Source organism: Bradyrhizobium oligotrophicum (genome assembly GCF_051168495.1).
Taxonomy (GTDB): Bacteria; Pseudomonadota; Alphaproteobacteria; order Rhizobiales; family Xanthobacteraceae; genus Bradyrhizobium; species Bradyrhizobium oligotrophicum_A.
On the sequence record NZ_JBNPVB010000001.1, the window covers coordinates 330,331 to 351,071 of the forward strand.

16 protein-coding genes are annotated in these 20,741 nt (G+C 65.3%); 8 read left to right on the forward strand and 8 right to left on the reverse strand.

Going from position 1 to position 20,741, the window contains the following annotated elements:
• Window positions 1-11 precede the first annotated feature (11 nt).
• Both ACQR1B_RS01435 and ACQR1B_RS01440 read left to right on the forward strand, forming a co-directional pair.
• On the forward strand, window positions 12-677 hold the full coding sequence (locus tag ACQR1B_RS01435) for an OB-fold-containig protein (protein ID WP_434831593.1): 666 nt from the start codon (window positions 12-14) through the stop codon (window positions 675-677).
• 8 nt (window positions 678-685) lie between these two features.
• Window positions 686-2,395, forward strand: coding sequence for a flotillin family protein (locus tag ACQR1B_RS01440; protein WP_434831592.1), 1,710 nt, complete (start codon window positions 686-688; stop codon window positions 2,393-2,395).
• 51 nt (window positions 2,396-2,446) lie between these two features.
• Here the strand turns inward: ACQR1B_RS01440 and ACQR1B_RS01445 are convergent, their stop codons facing one another.
• Both ACQR1B_RS01445 and ACQR1B_RS01450 read right to left on the reverse strand, forming a co-directional pair.
• Window positions 2,447-3,784 carry a dynamin family protein gene (locus ACQR1B_RS01445; protein WP_434831591.1) on the reverse strand — a complete coding sequence of 446 codons (1,338 nt, stop codon included), beginning with the start codon at window positions 3,782-3,784 and terminating at the stop codon, window positions 2,447-2,449.
• A gap of 137 nt (window positions 3,785-3,921) precedes the next feature.
• Entirely contained in the window at window positions 3,922-4,299 is a 378-nt protein-coding gene (locus ACQR1B_RS01450; protein ID WP_434831590.1) for a hypothetical protein, read from the reverse strand.
• Window positions 4,300-4,612: 313 nt separating this feature from the next.
• Between ACQR1B_RS01450 and ACQR1B_RS01455 the strand changes: the two genes are divergently transcribed.
• A complete protein-coding gene (locus ACQR1B_RS01455) occupies window positions 4,613-6,697 on the forward strand; it encodes a dynamin family protein (protein WP_434831589.1) in 2,085 nt (694 codons plus the stop codon).
• A 394-nt stretch (window positions 6,698-7,091) separates the two neighbouring features.
• Here ACQR1B_RS01455 and ACQR1B_RS01460 read toward each other — a convergent pair whose 3' ends face one another.
• Genes ACQR1B_RS01460 through ACQR1B_RS01470 form a run of 3 tightly spaced genes read right to left on the reverse strand, consistent with a single transcriptional unit; the run spans window position 7,092 to window position 10,278 of the window.
• Window positions 7,092-8,651: a DHA2 family efflux MFS transporter permease subunit gene (locus ACQR1B_RS01460; protein WP_434831588.1), complete on the reverse strand. Its 1,560-nt coding sequence runs from the start codon at window positions 8,649-8,651 to the stop codon at window positions 7,092-7,094.
• 6 nt (window positions 8,652-8,657) lie between these two features.
• A complete protein-coding gene (locus ACQR1B_RS01465) occupies window positions 8,658-9,806 on the reverse strand; it encodes an HlyD family secretion protein (protein WP_434831587.1) in 1,149 nt (382 codons plus the stop codon).
• On the reverse strand, window positions 9,799-10,278 hold the full coding sequence (locus ACQR1B_RS01470) for a MarR family winged helix-turn-helix transcriptional regulator (protein ID WP_434831586.1): 480 nt from the start codon (window positions 10,276-10,278) through the stop codon (window positions 9,799-9,801). Before ACQR1B_RS01470 ends, ACQR1B_RS01465 begins: the two co-directional genes overlap by 8 nt.
• Before the next feature lie 172 nt (window positions 10,279-10,450).
• Between ACQR1B_RS01470 and ACQR1B_RS01475 the strand changes: the two genes are divergently transcribed.
• From ACQR1B_RS01475 to ACQR1B_RS01490, 4 genes are all read left to right on the forward strand, one after another.
• Entirely contained in the window at window positions 10,451-10,942 is a 492-nt protein-coding gene (locus ACQR1B_RS01475) for a Fur family transcriptional regulator (RefSeq protein ID WP_434831585.1), read from the forward strand.
• Between the two features lie 317 nt (window positions 10,943-11,259).
• Window positions 11,260-12,213 carry a DMT family transporter gene (locus tag ACQR1B_RS01480; protein ID WP_434831584.1) on the forward strand — a complete coding sequence of 318 codons (954 nt, stop codon included), beginning with the start codon at window positions 11,260-11,262 and terminating at the stop codon, window positions 12,211-12,213.
• Window positions 12,214-12,226: 13 nt separating this feature from the next.
• Entirely contained in the window at window positions 12,227-13,516 is a 1,290-nt protein-coding gene (gene ispG / locus ACQR1B_RS01485; RefSeq protein WP_434831583.1) for a flavodoxin-dependent (E)-4-hydroxy-3-methylbut-2-enyl-diphosphate synthase, read from the forward strand.
• Window positions 13,517-14,063: 547 nt separating this feature from the next.
• Window positions 14,064-14,576: a GNAT family N-acetyltransferase gene (locus tag ACQR1B_RS01490; protein ID WP_434831582.1), complete on the forward strand. Its 513-nt coding sequence runs from the start codon at window positions 14,064-14,066 to the stop codon at window positions 14,574-14,576.
• Window positions 14,577-15,881: 1,305 nt separating this feature from the next.
• Here the strand turns inward: ACQR1B_RS01490 and ACQR1B_RS01495 are convergent.
• Window positions 15,882-17,489 carry a Na+/H+ antiporter gene (locus ACQR1B_RS01495; RefSeq protein ID WP_434831581.1) on the reverse strand — a complete coding sequence of 536 codons (1,608 nt, stop codon included), beginning with the start codon at window positions 17,487-17,489 and terminating at the stop codon, window positions 15,882-15,884.
• Window positions 17,490-17,518: 29 nt separating this feature from the next.
• The gene (locus tag ACQR1B_RS01500) at window positions 17,519-17,893 is read right to left on the reverse strand and encodes a nuclear transport factor 2 family protein (RefSeq protein WP_434831580.1); all 375 of its coding nucleotides are present in this window, start codon (window positions 17,891-17,893) and stop codon (window positions 17,519-17,521) included.
• A gap of 238 nt (window positions 17,894-18,131) precedes the next feature.
• On the opposite strand from ACQR1B_RS01500, the gene ACQR1B_RS01505 reads away from it, so the two are divergent.
• Window positions 18,132-20,042 carry a caspase family protein gene (locus ACQR1B_RS01505; protein ID WP_434831579.1) on the forward strand — a complete coding sequence of 637 codons (1,911 nt, stop codon included), beginning with the start codon at window positions 18,132-18,134 and terminating at the stop codon, window positions 20,040-20,042.
• Here the strand turns inward: ACQR1B_RS01505 and ACQR1B_RS01510 are convergent, their stop codons facing one another.
• The gene (locus ACQR1B_RS01510; protein ID WP_434831578.1) at window positions 20,043-20,735 is read right to left on the reverse strand and encodes a DUF1345 domain-containing protein; all 693 of its coding nucleotides are present in this window, start codon (window positions 20,733-20,735) and stop codon (window positions 20,043-20,045) included.
• Between the last annotated feature and the right edge of the window lie 6 nt (window positions 20,736-20,741).

A 20,741-nucleotide genomic window follows, 5' to 3' on the forward strand; every position in this document is an offset into this window, starting at 1 on the left:
CGCATCGTCCCATGACCATTGTCGACCATTTCATGCAACCCGAGGTGCGGCCGTTCGCCGTCGCCGCCATGATGATCGTGCTGGTCGGCGGCGTCGAAATCAGCTCGATGCTGCTCGGCCTGTCGATCAGCGAGCTGCTCGGCCAGAGCGTCGATCTCGGGCATGACGGCAACGGCAGTTCGCTCAGCCATGTGCTGTCCTGGATCAATGTCGGCGGCGTGCCGCTGATGATCTGCATCCTGCTCGGGCTCGGCATCTTCTCGATCACAGGCTTCCTCATCCACGATGTCGCCCGGCTGGTCGCCCTGCCGCTGCCGGCCTCGGCCGCGGGCGTGCTCGCGGCCATCGCCACCGTGCCGCTGCTGCGCAGTTCGACGCGCTACGCGGCACGCCTGATCCCGCAGGATGAGAGCTACGCGGTCGGCCTGTCCGATCTCGTCGGCCGCACCGGCGAGGTCGCGGTCGGCCCGCTCGATGACGGGCTGCCGGGCCGCGTCCGCGTCAAGGACGTGCACGGCAATTGGCACACGGTGACGGCCACGGCCGCACCCGGCTCGCCACCACTGCCGGTGGGTGCCTCGGTTCTTCTCGTCGACCGCAAGGAGGGACGCTTCATCGCGATCGCCGCGGCCGACGAACTCGTCTCGTCACAACCGGACTGTCAGTCCAGAAAGTGATCTCTTCCATGATCGATCTCATCGTCCCCGCCACGATCGGCGTCGTCCTGCTGGTCGTCCTCGGCACGGTGTTCGCCGTGCTCTATCACCGCTCCACCCGCGACGAGGCGTTCGTGCGCACCGGTCTCGGCGGCAAGAAGGTGGTGCTCGACGGCGGCGCTGTGGTGCTGCCGATCTTCCACTCGATCGCGCGCGTGAACTTGAAAACCTTGCGGCTGCGCGTCGAGCGCTCCAAGAAGGATTCGCTGATCACCAAGGACCGCATGCGCGTCGACATCGATGCCGAGTTCTATGTCCGGGTGAAGCCGGACGTCGATTCGATCGCGCTCGCGGCGCAGACGCTGGGTGCCGTCACCAACAATGCCGAATTGCTGCGCGACCAGGTCGAGGCCAAGTTCGTCGACGGCCTGCGCTCGGTCGCGGCGACGATGGAGCTTTTGGACCTGCAGGAGAAGCGCTCGGATTTCGTCAAGCACGTGCAGGCTGCGGTCGAGGCCGACGTGCAGTCGAACGGACTGGAGCTGGAATCGGTGTCGCTGACCAAGCTCGACCAGACCGACATCTCGTTCTTCAACGCCGAGAACTTCTTCGACGCCGAAGGCCTGACCCTCTTGAAGACGGTGACCGAGACCAGGCGGCGCGACCGCAACGCCATCGTGCGCGACAACGAGGTGGCGATCGCGCAGAAGGATCTCGAAGCGCGCCAGCTCACCTTGACGATCGAGCGCACCAAGAAGGAGGCCGAACTCAGCCAGGAGCGCGACATCGCCAACAAGACCGCGAGCACCCGCGCGGAGGTGGCGAGCGCGACGCAGACGGCGTGGCAGACCGAGGAGAATGCCCGCATCGAGGCGCAGCAGAAGATCGCGCAGCGCGAGGCCGAAGCGCTGAAAGTACGCGAGACCGCCGCGATCGAATCCAGCCTCGCGATCAACCGCCGCAAGACCGACGCCGACCGCGAGATCCAGATCGCAACGCAAGACAACGACATCCAGATCGCGACCAAGAGCAAGGAGACCTCCGAGGCGCGCGCGGTCGCCAAAGCGGCCGAGGCGCTGGCAGTGTCCGCGGAGGAAAAGGTGACGACGGCCCGCGCGATCGAGATCGCCGACCGCGAACGGCAGACCGCGGTGATGGCGGCGCGCAAGGAAGCCGAGCAGCGCTCGACGGGAATCACCGTGGCGGCGGAGGCCGAGAAGCGCGCGGCAGTCGATCGCGGCGAGGCGGCGCGGACGCTGGCGACGGCCGAGGCCGATGCCAACAAGATCAAGGCGGTCGGCGTGCGCCAGATCGGCGAAGCCGAGGCCGCCGTCATCCTGATGAAGAACGAGGCCCAGAACAAGCTCGGCAGCAACGTGATCGACTTCGAACTCGCCAAGCAGCGCATCGCGACCATGCCGGCCGCGCTCGGCGAGATGGTGAAGCCGATCGCGAACCTGAAGGACGTGCGCATCCTGCACACCGGAGGCGCCTTCGGTGGCAGCGGCAATGGGAGCGGCGGCGGCAATGTCGGCTTCGGCGAAGGCCTCGCCGGCGAGCTCCTGCGTGTGCATGCGCTCAAGCCGTTGATCGACGAGATCCTCGTGCAGTCGGGCTTCAAGCCGGGCGACGATCCGGTCAAGGCGCTGACCAGCGTGATCCTGCCGCATGCAGAGCCGAGGAGCGCCACGGGTGGCGCAAAGATCGAGCCGCTCGCGGTTACGAATCCGCAGGTTTGATCGCTGGAGGTGATCGGATCTGCGTCATCGACAGCGACGGGGTGCGCCGCGCTACGGCCCAAACTCCGTCGCCGTCGAATTGATGAGATTGCGTGCGATCGAGAGCAGCGGGCCAAGGTTTTTGCTCTCGCTGACGATCAGCAGGGCATGGTCGCTCTCTCGCGGGCTCCTCAGCATGAGGCACTGCCAATCTGAACCGCTCACCACGATCTCCCTCAGGCCGCCGCGATCCGCGGCCGCCGTGGTCGAAGATGTATCGAGAATGCCGGCTTCGAAACGAAGTAGCCGCTCGCCCCGAAGAAAATCGGCGATGGCCGCTCCCGCCGCCGCTTCGATCGCTTCGTTTCCGCTGGCGCTGACGGAGTTCTGGACGCGGCCTCCGTCGAGATCGATCCAGGCCGCCAACAGACAGGATGGTACCGCCGCCACCACCTTGAGAAGAAAAGCGTGTACGTCGATCTGGCGAGCCGCCGCCGCTGCAGATGTGATTTCGGGCGCGGCAGGGACGGCGATCGATACGACGTCCGCCGATGCCGGTGTCGACGCCGCCACCGCCGGTGCGGCGAGGAGGTCGACGACTTTGGAGATCATCTCCCGATCCGCGCTGACCTCGTCTTCTGTGATGATCCTTCTCACAGTGCCCTGAGAGATGGCCCGTCGTATCGCCGCCAGCAGAGGGCCTCCGCCGCTGCTCGCCCACAGGACCGGATCGACGATGACATCTCCTGGGCCGCGCGCCCTCATCGCGTCCGGCGCGGAGAGCAGTACGATAGTATGGAAGAGCCCTTCGGTCTCGCGTTGCAGACGCGCCTCGAGACGACGAAAGTCTTTGCCGTTCACAATATTGTCAATGTGAGTGACGACGAGGATGCTGTTGGCGCGGAGGTGATCCGGCAGGCTGTGCCAGGTTTTCCGTTCGCTCTCGCGCCATGCTTGCGTCGCAAGGGTGCACCAGACGCAGGCGTCGACCTCGTCGGCGACCAGAAGTGTCTGGCTCGTATCGTGATGGGGATCGGCAAAACCCGCCGTGTCGAGCAACTCGAAGCTGCGCAGAAGTTCACTGGGCAGGCCGATGTCGATGCAGCTGATATTCTCGCGATCGAGCGAATCCAGCGTGTCGTGCGACAGCTCAACGCGGGAGCCGTCCTCTCTGATGGCTCGAATTTCGAGTTGCTGTGCGAAGCGAGCTATCGTCGGCCGTCGCGTGCTTGCGAGTACGGCCGTCGGCAGCATTTCGCTACCGAGCAGAACGTTCGCCAACGACGACTTTCCGGAGCTGAATTCGCCGAACAGGCCGAACCGAAGCAGCGGCCGCGACGGCGGATGCGGAAAATCATCCGTCAGTCGCGGCGAGGTCATTTCCGGTGCACCGGATTCAGGCTGCTCCACGTCGCCTTCCCGCGTCCGCGACGCTCGATTGAACTTCGAGTACAGGAGTCTGCCAATGCGCTCCATGATACCGCGCCCGCCTGCTTGCTGGGTAGTGCGCCGGTTCCGTCACACGGTGGTCGGCAAATCTGGCCTCACTAGAGTGCCGCCTCCACGCTTGGAACGGCCATTCGCGATCTTGCTATGACCATTCCGATGTTGGCGTTCTTCCGGGTTACGAACGCCAAGACGTGATTGCTGTGTTTCTTACATCTCAAGAAGAGATGAATCATATTGTCGCTGAAGACCACGATCTCCTGAAAATAATGGTCATCACCCCCTCCCTTCGTACCTCTGAGGCGTCTGAAACTACCTTCGAGAGTCGTAACGTTGCTGCCCTGAAAAAGGTCGGCCGTTGCTGCCGAGAAGAGGTCGACGACTTCCTGTGGAAGCGAGTTCAACATCTTGGCAGATAGCAGCATTCCAGTATCGAGATCGATGTAGCCGGCAGCGACGCACTGCGGCACCTGGTTCATCGCTTCCTGCAGTGCGTTATCCAAAGCTTGTGGCATACCGTACAACCTCACTTGTGGTACCAGACTGATACCTTCGCCAAAAACCGTCGCAATTCATGTTAGTCACAGATGCTACTAATTATGTCAAAAATCCGACGCGGAGTTTCGTCGTATTCGGAATTTGGTTATCGCCTCAATTACTGGTTGGTTGCCGAGCTTTCCCGACTTACAACAAATAGGGCAGTCGTTTGCAGGCGGCGCGCCGGTTCCGATCCTAACGAGCGGTGTCGTGGTGAGGAGCGATTCGAAATTACGGCCGGAGGCTCTGGGCACCGTGATTGGCAACATCTATTCCAAACGTGGTCACGATCTTGAAGCAATTTTGACCGCTACTCTCCAGAGAGCGACACGGCTGCGGCCGTTGCTCGACGAGCGCAACGCCGACATGGTCGATGCGTTGATGGCCGAAGCGAAAGCGAATGCGTGCCGTATCGCCGTGGTAGGCCAGGTCAAGGCGGGCAAGAGTTCCCTGATCAATGCGTTGATCCGCCGGCCACGGTTCCTGCCGACCGACGTCAATCCGTGGACCTCCGTCGTAACCAAACTCCATTTCGGGACCGCGCATGAGTTTGGCGCGGTCTTCCAATTCTTCGACGAGGGAGATTGGGACCGCCTCGCATCCGGCGGCAGGTTGCTCGAGCTCAGCCGGCGCCTCGGTGTCACGCTCGACGCCGACACGTTGGGCCGTCAAGTCCGGGCGATGCGCGAAAGCGCCGAACTCCGCCTCGGCAAGGAGTTCCGGAAGCTGCTTGGCCGACAGCATTGTTTTGAGACTGCGTCAGCCGAAGTTCTGGCGCGCTACGTGTGCGTCGGCGAAACCTTCGAAGGCCAGGAGTTGGCTCGGTCGCGCGGATTCGTGGGGCGCTTCGCCGACATCACGAAATCCGCGGATCTGTATTTCGATCAGGCTCCGTTCGCCTTGCCGACCGTCGTCATCGACACGCCGGGAACGAACGACCCGTTTCTGGTCCGCGATCAATTGTCACGCGAATCCCTCGACCACACGGACGCATGCATCGTCGTTCTGAACGCGCAGCAGGCGTTGTCCTCGAGCGACCTGGATCTGCTCAGACTCCTGCGCGGGCTGCAGAAGGAAAAGCTCGTGGTCTTCGTCAATCGCGTCGATCTGCTCGGCCGGCCGATCGAGGAGGGGCAGATCGTCATGAGGCACGTTCGCGACAAGCTCGCCGACGAATTTCCCGGCCATGAAATCCCGATCATCATCGGAAGCGCGCTGCAGGCAGAGCGTGCGATTGCCGCGGAGCTCGGGCTCGCGGATCCGATGGAACAAGGCACGCCGGGCGTGGCGCGCAGTGCCGCGGGCGATCTGACGGACGAGGCGCGCAGTCTCGGGCCCACGGGACTCGAGGAGTTGTCCGAGGTGCTCTCGGGTCTCATCGTGCGCGGGCCCGCGCAGCGCCGACTGACGCGCATCCAGCTCGAGCTGATCGAATTGATCGCCGGCGTCGACCTCGCCGCGCGCGACGAGATGGCTCTGCTCGATCAGCGTATCGCTGCCGCGCGCGAGGACGTTGCGACGACGATCGCGCGGCAAGAGAACGCCGCGCGGGCGCTCAAGCAACTGGAGGCGCTGGCCGTCAGCATCGGCACGGACATTCGGGAGGGCTTCGACGCGATCCAAGGCATGAAGGACGCCGGCATCGCACGTCTCGACGAGTCCCTGCGCGACGTGGTCGCGGAGGAGGCGGCTGCCGCGCGCGAAAAACTGCTGCAGACGAGCGCCAAACGCGAACAGGTCGTGCAATTTGACACGGCCGATCTCCGGCTCCGGTTGGAGGGTCAATTCAAGTCGCTCTATGACGAATTGGCCCGCCAAGTGCAGGAGGCGGAGATTGAGATGCACGCCCGGTTGCTCGATCGCATCAATCCTGTCCTGCCCGACGAGGCGCTTCTTGCGCGCTACTCGCGGGTGGAGCCGATCGATCCGTCGCCTTCGATCGCGGCGCTCGGTTCCACCATTGCGCTCGAGCTCGACGATCAATGGCGATCATGGTGGCGGCTCTGGACCAATCAAAAGCAGCGGTCGCGCCGGCTCGAGGAACTCATCGTGCAGGAATTCCAGCCGCTGCTCGATTCGCTCGTCGCCAGCGCTGCCGGGGCGCTCGACGACCATCTTGCGCGGGTGATGGCCGGGCTGACGAATTTCAGCGAGGAGCTGGGTGGGGTGCTGCGCCGTCACAAGACGCATGCCGTGGCCCAGCGCGGATTAGGCGTCGCGCCGTCGGCCGCACAGATCCAGACCCTTCAGAAGCGTCGCGCCGTGCTGGAAGACCGCGTGAATTTCTGCGTCGAGGCTGCGACCGATCTCGACTATATGAGCCGCCGCGTCAACTCGTAGTCCAGCCGCCTCGTTCGGTGCAGGCAAGAACGAGTCACGCGTGGACGTCATCGAAGGTCGGCACCGGGGCGTCTCGCTGCCGCTGCGTGGATCGCGGCGCGCCGTCTCGACCGCCAGCCGGACGATCTCAAAATCGGGGGCTGGGGGCGGCGCTGGAGGAGCCACCGCCCCCGCCCGGCACATCACGAGTGGGGCGCTCGTGACGCGCAGTCCCTGCGCGCAACTCATACGCAGAGAACCGAGTGGGGTAACAACAACATAGTCGGAAACAGACAAAATTGAAGTTACAAATTCATCACGGGGCGGTCACCTTTTTGCTATCCTTGTCCCCTGCGTCCGAATGGCGCAAGTCGTTGTCAGCCGCGCCACCCAAAATTAATCCGAGGTTAAGAGGCTACTCGATGACCGCGTGATCGGCGGGAGCGGCTTGCGCGCGCAGCGCCTTTTTGGTGGATCCGATCATGACCGCGAGCGGGATCGACACCAGGATGAACGTCATCACCAGTTGGTAGTCGTGCGAGAAGGCGAGGATCTGCGCCTGCACCGTGATCATCGCATCGGCCATCGCGCGGCCGGCATCGGTCGAGAGATTCAGGAGCCCGGAGACGTTGGGCATCTGCAGGGCCTGGTTGAACGGATTGATGTGCTCGGCCAGGATGGCGTGGTTCCGCCGGGTTCCCTCGGTGAGCTGCGCGATCGCAATGGAAATGCCGATCGAGCTGGCGACGTTGCGCACCAATGTCAGCATCGATGTTCCGTCGGTGCGCAAGTGGCCGGGTAGAGTGAGGAACGCCACCGTCGACAGCGGCACGAACACGAGGCCGAAGCCAAAACCCTGCATGATGCTGATGGTGATGATCTCGGGGGCGCCGGTCTGGTCGGTCCATGCCGTCATCTGAAACAGCGACAGCGCCGTCAGCGCCAAACCGACGATGATCAAGGTGCGCGCCTCGATATAGCGCAGCATCCGCCCGACCAGCATCATCGCCACGAAGGTGCCGCAGCCGCGCGTGGCGAGCAGCACGCCGGCGGTGATGATGGGATAGCCGATGACGTTCTGCAGATAGGGCGAGGACAGCGCCATGGTCGAGAACAGCACCAGCCCCATCACGGTCATGAACACGCAGCCGCCGACGAAATTGCGGTCCTTGAACAGCGCGAACTGGATGAACGGCCGCTTGGTGGTCAGCGAATGCGCCAGGAAATAGTAGAAGCCGACGGCGGCGACGATGAACTCGATGATGATCTCGTTGCTCTCGAACCAGCCTTGATCCTCGCCGCGGTCGAGCGCGATCTGCAGCGAGCCGATGCCGATGGCGAGCGCCATGAAGCCGAACCAGTCGAAGGTCAGCGCGCTGTTCGGCTTGGTCTCCTCCATGAACGCCATCAGGCCGAGCACGGTGACCGCGCCGAACGGCAGATTGACGAAGAACACCCAGTGCCAGGAATAGGTCTCGGTCAGCCACGCGCCCAGCGACGGCCCCATGATCGGGCCCAGCATCACGCCCATGCCCCAGATCGCCATTGCCTTGGCGCGCTCGTGCAGCGCGTAGGAGTCGAGCATCACGGCCTGCGACAGCGGCACCAGCGAGGCGCCGAACACGCCCTGCAAAAGCCGGAACAGAACCATCTGGGTGATGTCCTGGGCAAGCCCGCACATCACAGACGCAATGGTGAAGCCGGCCGAGCAGACGATGAAGGTGCGCTTGCGGCCGAAGCGGTTGGCGATCCAGCCGACCGGCGCGGTCATGATCGCGGCCGCCACGATGTAGGACGTCAGCACCCAGTTGATCTGGTCGGTCGAGGCCGACAGCGTGCCCTGCATGTAGGGCAACGCGACGTTGGCGATGGTGGTATCGAGCGCCTGCATGATCGTCGCCGTCATGGCGCAGATCGTCACCATGTTGCGGCGGAATCCGGGAGCCGCCGATGATGAGGCTGCGGGCGCGGTCATGACGGCCTACTCGCCCTTGTCGGCCGCATGCGCCGACCCGAACAGTCCGGCCAGCGTCCGCTCGTGCCCGGTGTCGATCGCGACGTTGACGCTCATGCCGGCCTTGAGCTTCGCGACGAACTTGTCGGTCTTGTCGAAATAGATCCGCACGGGCACGCGCTGCACGACCTTGACGAAATTGCCGCTGGCGTTCTGCGGCGGGATGATCGCGAACTGCGCGCCGGTGCCCGGCGACAGCGACCCGATCGTGCCCTTGAAGCGGTGGTTCGGAAACGCGTCGACGTCGAGCTCGACGCTCTGGCCGACCGCGACATAGGTGAAGTCGCTCTCCTTCGGATTGGCGTCGACCCAGGGATTGGCGACGTCGATCACCGAGAACACCGGCGTGCCCGCGGCGACGAAGCGGCCGAGCTGAATCTGGTCGACCTGGGTCGCGACACCCGGCATCGGCGCGCGCAAGGTGGTGTGGTCGAGGTCGCGCTGGGCGTCGTCGAGCTTGGCCTTGGCCTGGATGTAGGGCGGGAACTGCTCCAACGGCAGCTCGGGATTGCCGAGCAGCTGCGTCCGGGCGTTCGACAGCTGCTGCTTGATGAACTGCGCCTGCGCGCTCGCCGTCACCAGCGCATTCGCGGCATTGTCGAGATCGAGCTGCGAGCCGAAATTGTTCTTGGCGAGCGTCTGCTTGCGCTCGACATCCTTCTGCTTCAGGTCGATGCCCTGGTTGGCAAGGTCCAGCATCTGGCCGTAGATCTTGATGTTGGCGACCAGATTGTCATAGCTGGTGCGCGCCTGCTCCAGCGCCGCCTTGGCCTGGTCGACGGCGAGGCGATAGGGCACAGGATCGATCTCGAACAGCTCGTCGCCCTTCTGCACCTGCTGGCCTTCCTTCACGACGACCTTGATGATCTTTCCCGAGATGTCCGGGGTGATCAGCACCTTCTGCGCGCCGACATAGGCGTCGTCAGTGGTCACGTAGCGGCCGCCGTTGAGGTAGAAGACGAAGCCGCCGACAGCGGCCAGGACGGGCAGCGCCACCAGCAGCAAAGTGCGGCGGTAGCGGCGCAGGACGCCGGCGCGCGCGGGCTTCGCGGCCGCCGCAGCGGCGTCGGGGCTGGCCTTCTGGTCGGGGGCGAGTTTCAGGGCTGGCTCAGCCATAGCGCTGCTCCTTTCGCTGCTCGTCGCACAGGGACTGCAGGGCGTTTCTCACGTTTTCTTTGATGGTTTCGAGTTGGGCCGTCAGTCGCTCGGCATCGGCGGGACTGATGCCGTCCAGCGCAGTCTCGGTGATCTCGCCGCGCAGCACCGCGAGCTTCGCGAGCAGCGGGCGTGCCGCCTTCTTCAGATACAGCCGGTTGACGCGCCGGTCGGTATCGTCGCCGCGACGCTCGATCAGCCCGGCATCCGCGATCTTGTCGATCAGCCGGGTCAGCGTGATCGGCTGCATCTCCAACTGCTCGGCGAGCTCGGACTGCTTCATGCCCTCGTTGCGCTCGACCTTGGCCAGCACGGCCCATTGCGCGCGGGTCATGCCGAAGCGCGCGGCCTCCTTGTCGGCATAGGCGCGCATCAGGCGCTGCAGCTCGCCGAGGGTAAACAGAAAGTTGGCGTCCGCGGAGGTGCGGCTCATGCGGGTCTCGATTCGGGAGCGGAGGAGCTAAGCTTTGGCTGTAATGAGCCTAGGATATGATAAGCAAGCTTATGAATATTTCATGTCCTTTCGAAGCGGGTCCATTCCGCGAAAATGCATGGCTCGGCCGCGGCCTTTGGCGAGACCGGTCCGAGATGCTAGATTGCAGGCAATGACCCTCGCGAAACCCACCTTTCCGGCGCCCGACCACGATCATGGCCGCTGCACAGCCGATGCCCTCGATCATGCCGAGCGCGTTTGCGCCCAGCGCGGCCAGAAGTTCACGCCACAGCGCCGTCAGGTGCTGGAGGCGCTGCTGTCCAGCCACCGGCCGCTCGGCGCCTATGAGATCATCGAGGAACTCGCCAAGGTGGCGCCGCGGCCGGCGCCGATCACGGTGTATCGCGCGCTCGAGTTCCTGATGGCCAACGGCCTGGTGCACCGCATCGAGAGCCGTAACGCCTTTCTCGCCTGCGCCCACGACCACGAGCATACCGCGCTGGTGGCATTCCTGATCTGCGAGAGTTGCGGCGCGGTCGGCGAGGTTCCGGCGGCGCCGATCGCCGAGAGTCTGAAGCTCGCCGCGGCCGCATCGGGCTTCACGCCGAAATTGTCGGTCGTCGAGATCACGGGGCTCTGCGCCCATTGCCAGAAGGCGGCGTGAGATTCGTCACGGCAGGGTCGGCTGTACACGCGCTAAGCAGCGTCGTATCCGAGGGGCTCACTGCGATGGCGGTGCGCTCCCTCGCCCCGCTTGCGGGGAGAGGGTTGGGGTGAGGGGGGCTCTCCACGCGCACCGTGCTCGCGGAGAGCCCCCCTCACCCGGATTGCATCTGGCGATGCAATCCGACCTCTCCCCGCAAGCGGGGAGAGGTGAACACCGCTGCCGCTGATCCGTTCGCCTGATTTGGCTCGTCGAATCGAGCCGCTCGCACGCCATGGCGATCCAAAAACAAAACGCTTCCGGGAGCCAACGTCCTCGTGTCCGCAACGTCCAACTCATCCGCCGCCACCCGGCCGCTCGGCCCGGGCGCGATTGCCGTGACCCTCGTGCTCTGCCTGTCCTGGGCGTTCAACCAGATCGCGGTGAAGCTGGCCCTGCCGGAAATTCCGCCGCTGCTGCAGGCGACCTTCCGCTCGCTCGGCGCGCTGCCGGTGCTGCTGGTGTTCGCGCAGCTGCGCGGCGTGAAGATGTTCGAGCGCGACGGCACGCTGGGTCTCGGCCTGATCGCGGGCGCGCTGTTTGGTTTCGAGTTCGTGCTGATCTACCAGGGCCTGCTCTTGACCTCGGCGTCGCGCGCGGTGGTGTTCCTGTACACGGCGCCGTTCTTCGTCGCGCTCGGCTCGTTCCGTTTCCTCGGCGAGCGTCTCGGGCCTGCGCAATGGGGCGGGCTGGCGCTCAGCTTCGCCGGCGTGGCGCTGGCGATCGGCGTGCCCCAGGCCAATGTCGACGGCCGGGTGCTGCTCGGCGACCTCCTGGTGGTCGGCGGCGGCCTGCTGTGGGGCGTGACCACCGTGTTCGTCAAAGGCACCCGCCTGCGGTTCGTCGCTCCGGAGCGGGCGTTGGGGTATCAGGTCGCGGTGTCGGTCCCGATCATGGCGGCGGCGGCCCTGATCGCCGGCGAGCGGATGGCCCAGGTTCCGAGCCTGTTCGTGCTCGGGCTCCTGGCCTACCAGTCGATCTGGGTGGTCGGGACCACGTTCACGATCTGGTTTGCGCTGATCAAGGCCTATTCGGCCAGCAAATTGTCGGCATTTACCTTCATCACCCCTTTATTCGGGGTCGTGGCGAGCTATTTCATCCTGCATGACGCCCTGACGCTGGCCTTTGGCCTTGCCGCCGTGCTTGTGATCGTTGGGCTTTTTCTCGTCAACCGCCCGAACCGCGTGGCCCTGGCTGCGACTGATCCATTGCTGAACGTCACCAAAACCTGATATCCGAGCCCCCATGAACAAGCCCGAGATCCTGACCCCAACCGATGTCGCCGGACCCGCTCCCCGGCATCAGACCACCCGCGTCATGGTCGGCAACGTCGCCGTGGGCGGCGGTGCCCCGATCGTGGTGCAGTCGATGACCAACACCGACACCGCCGATGTCGACGGCACGGTGGCCCAGGTCGCAGCGCTGGCGCGCGCCGGGTCCGAGATGGTCCGCATCACGGTGGACCGCGAGGAGGCCGCCGCGGCCGTCCCGCACATCCGCGAGCAGCTCGACAAGCGCGGCATCACCACGCCGCTGATCGGCGACTTCCACTATATCGGCCACAAGCTGCTGACGGATTATCCGGCCTGCGCCGAGGCGCTGGCGAAGTACCGCATCAATCCCGGCAATGTCGGCTTCAAGGACAAGCGGGATACCCAGTTCTCGACCATCATCGAGCTCGCCAACAAATACGGCAAGCCGGTGCGCATCGGCGCCAATTGGGGCTCGCTCGACCAGGAGCTCTTGACCAAGCTGATGGAGGAGAACGCCGTCTCGGAGACGCCGCGCGAGGCGCGCGCCGTGACGCGCGAGGCCATGGTGCAGTCGGCGCTGCTGTCGGCCGCCCGGGCCCAGGAGCTCGGCATGCCCAAGGACCGCATCATCCTGTCGGCCAAGGTTTCGGCCGTGCAGGACCTGATCGCGGTGTACCAGGATCTCGCCGCACGCTCGGACTACGCCATCCATCTCGGCCTCACCGAGGCCGGCATGGGCTCCAAGGGCATCGTCGCGTCTTCGGCCGCGCTCGGCATCCTCTTGCAGCAGGGCATCGGCGACACCATCCGCATCTCGCTGACCCCCGAGCCCGGCGGCGACCGCACCCTCGAGGTGCAGGTTGCGCAGGAGCTGCTGCAGACCATGGGCTTCCGCACCTTCGTGCCGCTGGTCGCGGCCTGCCCGGGCTGCGGCCGCACCACCTCGACCACGTTCCAGGAACTGGCGCGCTCGATCCAGGATTTCATCCGGGTGGAGATGCCGGGCTGGAAGTCGAAATATCCAGGGGTCGAGGAGCTGAACGTCGCGGTCATGGGCTGCATCGTCAACGGCCCCGGCGAATCCAAGCACGCCAATATCGGCATCTCGCTGCCGGGCACCGGCGAGGCCCCGGCCGCCCCGGTGTTCGTCGACGGCAAGAAGTTCCGCACCCTGCGCGGGCCCACGATCGCCGCCGACTTCCGGGCGCTCGTCATCGACTACATCGACCAGCGCTACGGCAACGGTGCGAAAGCGCCGGAGAGCGTGACCGCGGCGGAGTAGGGCTGCGCGGCTATACTTGAACCTGCGGCGACTTCCGCGCCGCAGATGTTCGCCTGTGCATGCGAGCGTTGATCGAAAGTGTCTTAGAAAGCCTTCAGGCCGAGAGGGATCTGCGCCTGCGCGCAGGCAAATCGGACTCGATCTGCCCTTGGAATGACAGCGCGCTCCCTCGTCCGTTCTTCACGGCCGCCGCGACGAGCTCGCGCTGAGAGGGCCGGGGTGAGGGCAGCCGCGAGGGTGGTGTGTGTCGTGAGACCAGCACCCCCTCACCCCGATCGCATCGTCGACGCAATTCGATCTCTCCCGAACGGAGAGGTGAGCAGCGCCCCAGCCGCAACATGTGTCATCGAGCCGACTCCGCTCGGCGAGAACAGACGGGCTTTCTGCAACTCATAGCTGCTTGTGTGATACTACTCATTCTGGAATTGTCCGGCGACGCGCCGCGGTTGCGACATCTACCGCCATCGTGACCACACGATCCGTCTCCTGGCGCCCCACTGCTGCCTGCATGATCGGCACCTTGAGGCCTGCTGAAGAGGACGCCTCGATGAAACTCGACGTCAGTGAAATGGAACTCGCCGAGACCGCTGTTGTCATCGACTACTTCTATTCGTCGAGCATCGAGCAGCTCGATCTGATGGGCATCGATCCGACCCGAATGCCGACCAAACCGGTGTGGGCCGGGCTGTTCGAGACGCTCTACGCGACGCCGCTGGCCGAGCGCGCGGCGCTGCTGGTGACCTGGCGGCTCGACGGCCGGCCGATCGGCTTCTCCAGTTGCGACCGCATCGTGTTCGGCAATCGCGCCCACATGCACCTGCACGTCACCGAGCCGGAGCTGCGCGGCCGCGGCCTCGGCACCGAATACGTCCGCCGCAGCATCGATTTCTATTTCGAGCGGCTGCGGCTCAAGCAGCTGTTCTGCGAGCCGCACGCCTACAACATCGCCCCCAACCGCGCGCTGCAAAAGGCCGGCTTCCGCTATTTGAAGACCTACAAGACCGTGCCCGGCCCGATGAACTACCACCAGGCGGTGACGCGCTGGATGATCGAGCGGTGAGGTGAGAGCCGGGGCAAGTCCAGCCCTGACGCACCTAGATCCGTCGGCGCCTTCGCTTTAGATTCAGATTACGTCGTTGCCTGTTCCGGAATGAGAGGCAGAGGCTTCACTTGTGCGGAGGCAATGGCGTCGCGGCGCGGTAGCGGTCGAATACGGCAGAGACCGCGGCCTCGTCGGCAAACTTCCGTTCGCGCATCTCCTGCAAGCCGCGCCCGATGGCCTTGCGCTCGTCATCGCTCAGGCAATACGCCCTCAAAGACCGTGTCTCGATATCGTTCCGGATCATGCCATGGTGTTAGCATAAACCGAGATCCCTGCATCAAGCGGCTCGAACCGTTCGGCGCGACGTCCCGATTTTGCCCGTCGCGTTACCATGTCGCATCTCATCAGCCTTGTGTCGTCGGGCAAATCAGATCGATCTTTCCGCCCGTCCCGCCTCGCTCACGAGGGGCGCTTCGCGGTCGTCACGAACGTGGAGGCGGGATGCGGTGGACGCGACGTGGCGCAGTGGGCCCTTGGGCTCGCGGACGAACGTCATGGCGCGGACGGTCAAGTCGCATGGTCCTGACATCCCGATGCTGATGCCAAGCTGGCGGTGATGATCCGCTGGTGACGGGGGCAAGAAAGCCCGGTCCCCGGGGAGAGTGCGAAGCAGCTGTTAAAACCATCGCGCAGGGAGGGCCGGGTCTTGTCCGGCTGAACCTGTGGTTCCTGCCGCCTGCATTTTTTTCCGCAGGCGGGCCACGGGCCTCAGCCGAGGCTCGGCCTTCCCTGCGCCCTCCGATGAGAGAGGGCGACATCGGGATCAATGCTCGGACGCGAGATGCGGGCGCGAGGATGAGAACGCTTGCCACGAATTCAGCTGTCGTCCCCGGCAAGCGATGCCAACGCGCATGCGTTGGCGTCGCGCCGACCCAGGACCCTAACTCCCGCAGGGCTATCGCATTTGACGATCGAAGTGTGCGCTCGTCTGTTTCCACGCCGTCATGGCCGGGCTCGTCCCGGCCATCCACGTCGCCCGGCATGCTGGGAACGACGTGGATGCCCGGGCCTTCGCCGCGCCGAAGGGGCTACGGCCCCGCAGGCGGGACGGAGCCCGGGCATGACGATGTGGAGACGGTTTCGCGAAAAACTCAGATTGGCCATATGCGATAGCCCTGCATGATCCCAGGAGGGAATGTGAGGCACGCTGGAGCTGCCAGCCTTCGTCGCCATGACGGCCGGTGGTTATGGATCCCGGCGTGCGCCGGGACGACACTGAATGTGGAGAGGCAGACTCCCAACTCACTCCTGCCAACGGTCACCCTACAGGGGCACTTCGCCATATTCCCTGTTGGCGAGGCTCGCTTCCTCCAGATCGAGATCGCGCTCGATGCGGCGGCGGGTCTCGTCGGTGATCTTGCCGTCGCGCAGCATCACGTGGATGAATTTGCGTTCCACCGTGATCAGTTCGCGGGTCAGCTCGATGCCGAGCGCGGAGGCGTCGTTGTCGTCGGGCCTGAGACCCTCCGGCAGCTGGTTGGTGCGCACCTCGTGGCGGGCCCGCAGCAGCCGTACCACCTCGTCGGAGAGTTCGCGATCGCTCGTCATCATCTCCAGCGACTGCAAGGCGCTGTCGAGCGCCTCGCGCCGCGCCGCGATCTCCTGCTCGTGCTCGACCTGATGTTCGGCACGGCCCTGGTTTCCGACCCCGAGCCAGCGCACGACGAGCGGCAGCGTCAGGCCGAGACCGATCAGGGTGAAGAAGATCACGCCGAAGGCGATGAACAGGATCTGGTCGCGATAGGGAAACGCCTCGCCGGTCGAGAGCGTCAGCGGCAGCGCCAGCGCGGTGGCGAGCGAGACCGTGCCGCGCACGCCGGTGAAGCCGATGATGAAGGTCTGCCGCCATGGTGGCAGCGGATCGCGGGCGCGCAGCGAACTGCTCAAGAGGCGCGGCAGGATCGTCGCCGGAAAGGTCCAGGCGAAGCGCGCGATCGCCACGATGGCGACCACCAGCACGGTCGCGATGATGATCTCACCGAGCGGAAAGACCTTCGACTTCTCGTAGATCAGCCGCATCTGGAGGCCGGTCAGCAGGAACAGCATGCCCTCGATCAGATAGATCATGAGGTCCCAGAAGAAGACGCCCTGCAGGCGGGTCGCCGAGGAGATCCACAGCGGTCCGTTCCAGCTCATGTAGAGGCCGCAGGCCACCGTCGCGATCACGCCGGAGCCGCCGACATGCTCGGGGATCCAGAATGCGAGATAGGGCGTCAGCACCGACAGGGTGATCTCGACCTGCGGATCGCGCGAATAGTGACGGGCGCGCAGCATCAGCCAGCCGACGCCGATGCCGAAGGCGATCTCGCCGACCACGATCGCCACGAATTCGCCGGCCGCGACCGGCAGCGAGAAAGCGCCGGTGGTGATCGCCGCGACTGCGAAGCGATAGAGGATCAGCGCGGTCGCGTCATTGGCGAGGCCCTCGCCCTCGAGGATCACCATGACCCGGCGCGGCAGATGCAGGCGGCGGGCGATGGCGAGCGGCGCCACCACGTCGGGCGGTGCCACGATGGCGCCGAGCAGAAAGCCGATGCTCCAGGGCAGGCCGAGCAGGACGTGAGTGGCGATGGCCACCATCGCGGCAGTGAACAGCACGCAGCCGACTGCCAGAAACACGATCGGCCGCAGATTGCGCTTGAACTCCCGCCAACTCATCGCGACGCTGGAGGAGTAGATCAGCGGCGGCAGCACCATGAGCAGCACGAGCTCCGGCGGCAGCGCGAACGCGGGCATGGTCGGCACGAAGGCCAGCGCGATGCCGGCCAGCATCAGGAGGATCGCCGGCGCGAGGTTGGTCCGCCGCGCGATCAGGGCGGTTCCCGCCAGCACGGCCAGCAGGATCAGGAATATCTGAAATTGGGCTTCCATCGGGGCTTGCCGGCGTCGACGCGCCGGACTCAGTCCCGCAGGTCGTAGCGGTAGGATTTGGAGACGATCTGCCAGCCGTCTTTGAGCCTCATCGCGACGAGATAATCGGTGAAATAGCGCGGCGGCAGCTGGCAGCGGACCTTGATGAAGGCGGTCTTGTCGTCCGAGCGGTCGATGGTGACGATGAAATCCTCGCGCGGCTTGCCCTCGCCCTTCGCCGAGGGCCGCTTGCGCACCCAGGCGAGCCAATCCGGCACGGTCAGGATCTTGAGTTCGCCGTTCTCGACCCAGCGCAGGTCGGCGCTGGGGTGGAACACGGCCCCGAGCTTGTCGGCATCGCCCTCGTAGAGCGCGTCGAAATAGCCCTGGACGACGGCTTCGACGGTCGAACGATCTGTGCTCACGGCCAACTCTCCCTGGGAACCCCGGACAAACAAGGATCGCATTTTCGATGCAAAACCGAGCTTGGCAAGCCATGAACTGCGGCAGATGCTTCGTCGACATAAATATAGTGGCCGAAGCGGGATCGTTCGGGAATGAAGGCTGCGTGATTCCGATCACAAGGCGAAGGGCCCGCGATCTGATACGCAGAGCCAGCAGGTCTCCAAGGCTGCAGGTCTCCAAGGCTATGGGGTAGTTTCGATGTCGTGGTCAGTTCGATTGGGCGGTTTCATTCTGGCGGCAGCGCTGCTGCTGGCGGGCCACCCTGCGCTCGCTGAGAAGCGGGTGGCGCTGGTCATCGGCAACTCCGCCTACCAGAACGTGCCGCCGCTGACGAACCCCGCCAATGACGGGGCAGTCATGACCGCGACCTTCAAGAATGCCGGCTTCGACGTCGTCGACTACCGGCGTGACCTGACCGCGCGGGAGACCCGTCGGGCGCTGCGCGATTTCGCCGACGCCGCCCGCGATGCCGACATCGCCGTGGTCTATTATGCCGGCCACGGCATGGAGGTCGAAGGCTCCAATTACCTGATCCCGATCGATGCCCGGCTCGAGCGCGACACCGACGTCTATGACGAGACGCTGTCGCTCGACCGCATTCTGGTCGCCGTCGAGCCGGCCAAGAAGCTGCGGCTGGTCATTCTCGATGCCTGCCGCGACAATCCCTTTACCCGCAGCATGCAGCGGACGGTGGCGACCCGCAGCCTCGGCCGCGGCCTCGCCAAGGTCGAACCGACCAGCCCCAACACCCTGGTCGCCTATTCCGCCAAGGCCGGCTCCACCGCGCAGGACGGCGACGGCAAGAACTCGCCGTTCACCCTGGCGCTGTCGCGGCACATCGCGACCCCCGGCCTCGACGTCCGCAAGGCGTTCGGCTTCGTGCGCGACGAGGTGCTGAAATCGACCGGCAACCGCCAGGAGCCGTTCGTCTATGGTTCGCTGGGCGGCGAGGACGTGCCGCTGGTGCCCGGCGTGCCGCGCGTCGTGACGCAGATGCCGGCGGCCCCCGCGGCGAACCCTCAGGCCGACATGCGGCGCGACTACGAGCTCGCGATGCAGGTCGGCAACAAGGGCGCGCTGAACGCCTTCCTGGCGCAGTATCCCGACGGCTTCTATGCGAGCCTGGCCAAGCTGCAGCTCGAAAAGCTCAGTGCCGAGGAGAATCGCGCCGCGGCGGCCGAGAAGGCGCGCGCGACCGAGGCCGAGCGGGCACGGCTTGCCGCGGAGGGCGCGCGCAAGGACACCCTCGCCAAGGCGGAGGCCGAAGCCAAGGCGGCCGAGCAGGCGCGTCTGGCGGCTGAAAAGGCCAATCAGCTGGCGCAGCAGCAGGCGGCCGACGCCGAGAAGAAGCGCCAGGAGCAGCAGCTCGCGGCCGTCGACAATCCGCGCGCGGCGACCTCGCCGGGCGCGCCGGTGGCCGCAGCCCCGCCGCAGGGGCCGCAGGTCGCCTCGCTCACCCCGCCGTCGCAGCCCGCCGACCTCGCCAAATCGGTGCAGCTCGAGCTGCGCCGCGTCGGTTGCCTCACCGAGGATGCCGACGGCGATTGGGGCTCGGCCTCGCGCCGCTCGCTGTCGCAGTTCAACCGCTATGCCGGCACCCGGCTCGACACCCAGGCCGCGTCCGCCGATGCGCTTGCTGCGATCAAGCTCAAGCAGGCGCGGGTCTGCCCGCTGGTCTGCCAGCACGGCTACAAGTCGGACGGCGACCGCTGCACCCGCATCGTCTGTGCCGAGGGCGCGTTCGTGAACGACGACAATGAATGCGAGAAGCGGCGCGAGAAGAAGCCGGTGGCCAAGCGAGACGGCCGCGACGACGAGGACGCGCCGTCTCGCCGCCGTGCCCGCGCGGCTCCCGAGCCCGGCATGCCGTTGCCGGCTCCCGGCGTGGGCGTCGGGATCGGTGTTGGCGGTGGCGGCGTCGGTGCCGGCATCGGAATGGCGCCCAGCATCGCCCCTCCGAAGCCGCAGGCGCAGGCCCGTCCCAAGCCGTCGTCGGGCCAGATCTATTGCGACGCCTATCTGTGCCGCGCCGTCAGGCCCGGCTGCCGCCTCGAATATCGCGGCGGCGGCGGCCCGGGCGTCAACGCCAACTCCGAGGTGTGCAACTGATCAGGACGAGATCGCGCTAGCGGCGATGTTGACCATCAGGGCGACGAGCGCGGTGTTGTAGATGAACGAGATGATGCCGTGGACGGTCGCGGTGCGGCGGATGACCTTGTCGGTGATGCCGACGTCGGAGACCTGGGCGGTCATGCCGATGATGAAGGAGAAGTAGACGAAGTCCCAGTAGTCGGCGTGCTCGTCCTTGTCGCCGCTCGGGAATTGCAGGCCTCCCGGCTTGGCGCCGCGGTAGTAGTCATGGGCGTAGTGCAGCGCGAAGGTCGTATGCACCGCGGCCCAGGACAGCGAGACGGTGAGCAGCGCCAGCGTCAGCGCCGGGGCGTCGCGCTTGGAGGCGCCGAGTTCGAGCACGATCGCGGCGATGCTGGCGAAGGCGCCGAGCGCGGTCACCAGCAGGATCACGAAGCGGCCGTCGTCCTGCTTGATGGCGTCGCGGCGAATGTGATGATGCTCGCATCTGAGCATCATCAGCGCGACCAGAACGAGGTAGATCGCGGTGAAGATGTCCCAGCTGATCAGGAGCCGCGTGATCAGCCGCAGCGCCGGCGGCAGCAGGAAGAACGCGACGATCGCGATCCCCAGCGAGACGAAGGTGCGCGGCCGCGCATAGATAACGCGCAGCGCAGCCGGCAGCCTTGCGAAACGGGCGAGGTCCGGATCGTCGGGATGGAGTCCGGCCAACGCCTC

Bases quoted from the DNA above. Each gene is read 5' to 3' on its own strand.
- ACQR1B_RS01450 (WP_434831590.1), bottom strand. From the start codon at position 4,299: ATGAACCAGGTGCCGCAGTGCGTCGCTGCCGGCTACATCGATCTCGAT.
- ACQR1B_RS01440 (WP_434831592.1), top strand. From the start codon at position 686: ATGATCGATCTCATCGTCCCCGCCACGATCGGCGTCGTCCTGCTGGTC.
- ispG (WP_434831583.1), top strand. From the start codon at position 12,227: ATGAACAAGCCCGAGATCCTGACCCCAACCGATGTCGCCGGACCCGCT.
- ACQR1B_RS01465 (WP_434831587.1), bottom strand. From the start codon at position 9,806: ATGGCTGAGCCAGCCCTGAAACTCGCCCCCGACCAGAAGGCCAGCCCC.
- ACQR1B_RS01470 (WP_434831586.1), bottom strand. From the start codon at position 10,278: ATGAGCCGCACCTCCGCGGACGCCAACTTTCTGTTTACCCTCGGCGAG.
- ACQR1B_RS01505 (WP_434831579.1), top strand. From the start codon at position 18,132: ATGTCGTGGTCAGTTCGATTGGGCGGTTTCATTCTGGCGGCAGCGCTG.
- ACQR1B_RS01490 (WP_434831582.1), top strand. From the start codon at position 14,064: ATGAAACTCGACGTCAGTGAAATGGAACTCGCCGAGACCGCTGTTGTC.
- ACQR1B_RS01495 (WP_434831581.1), bottom strand. From the start codon at position 17,489: ATGGAAGCCCAATTTCAGATATTCCTGATCCTGCTGGCCGTGCTGGCG.
- ACQR1B_RS01460 (WP_434831588.1), bottom strand. From the start codon at position 8,651: ATGACCGCGCCCGCAGCCTCATCATCGGCGGCTCCCGGATTCCGCCGC.
- ACQR1B_RS01435 (WP_434831593.1), top strand. From the start codon at position 12: ATGACCATTGTCGACCATTTCATGCAACCCGAGGTGCGGCCGTTCGCC.
- ACQR1B_RS01475 (WP_434831585.1), top strand. From the start codon at position 10,451: ATGACCCTCGCGAAACCCACCTTTCCGGCGCCCGACCACGATCATGGC.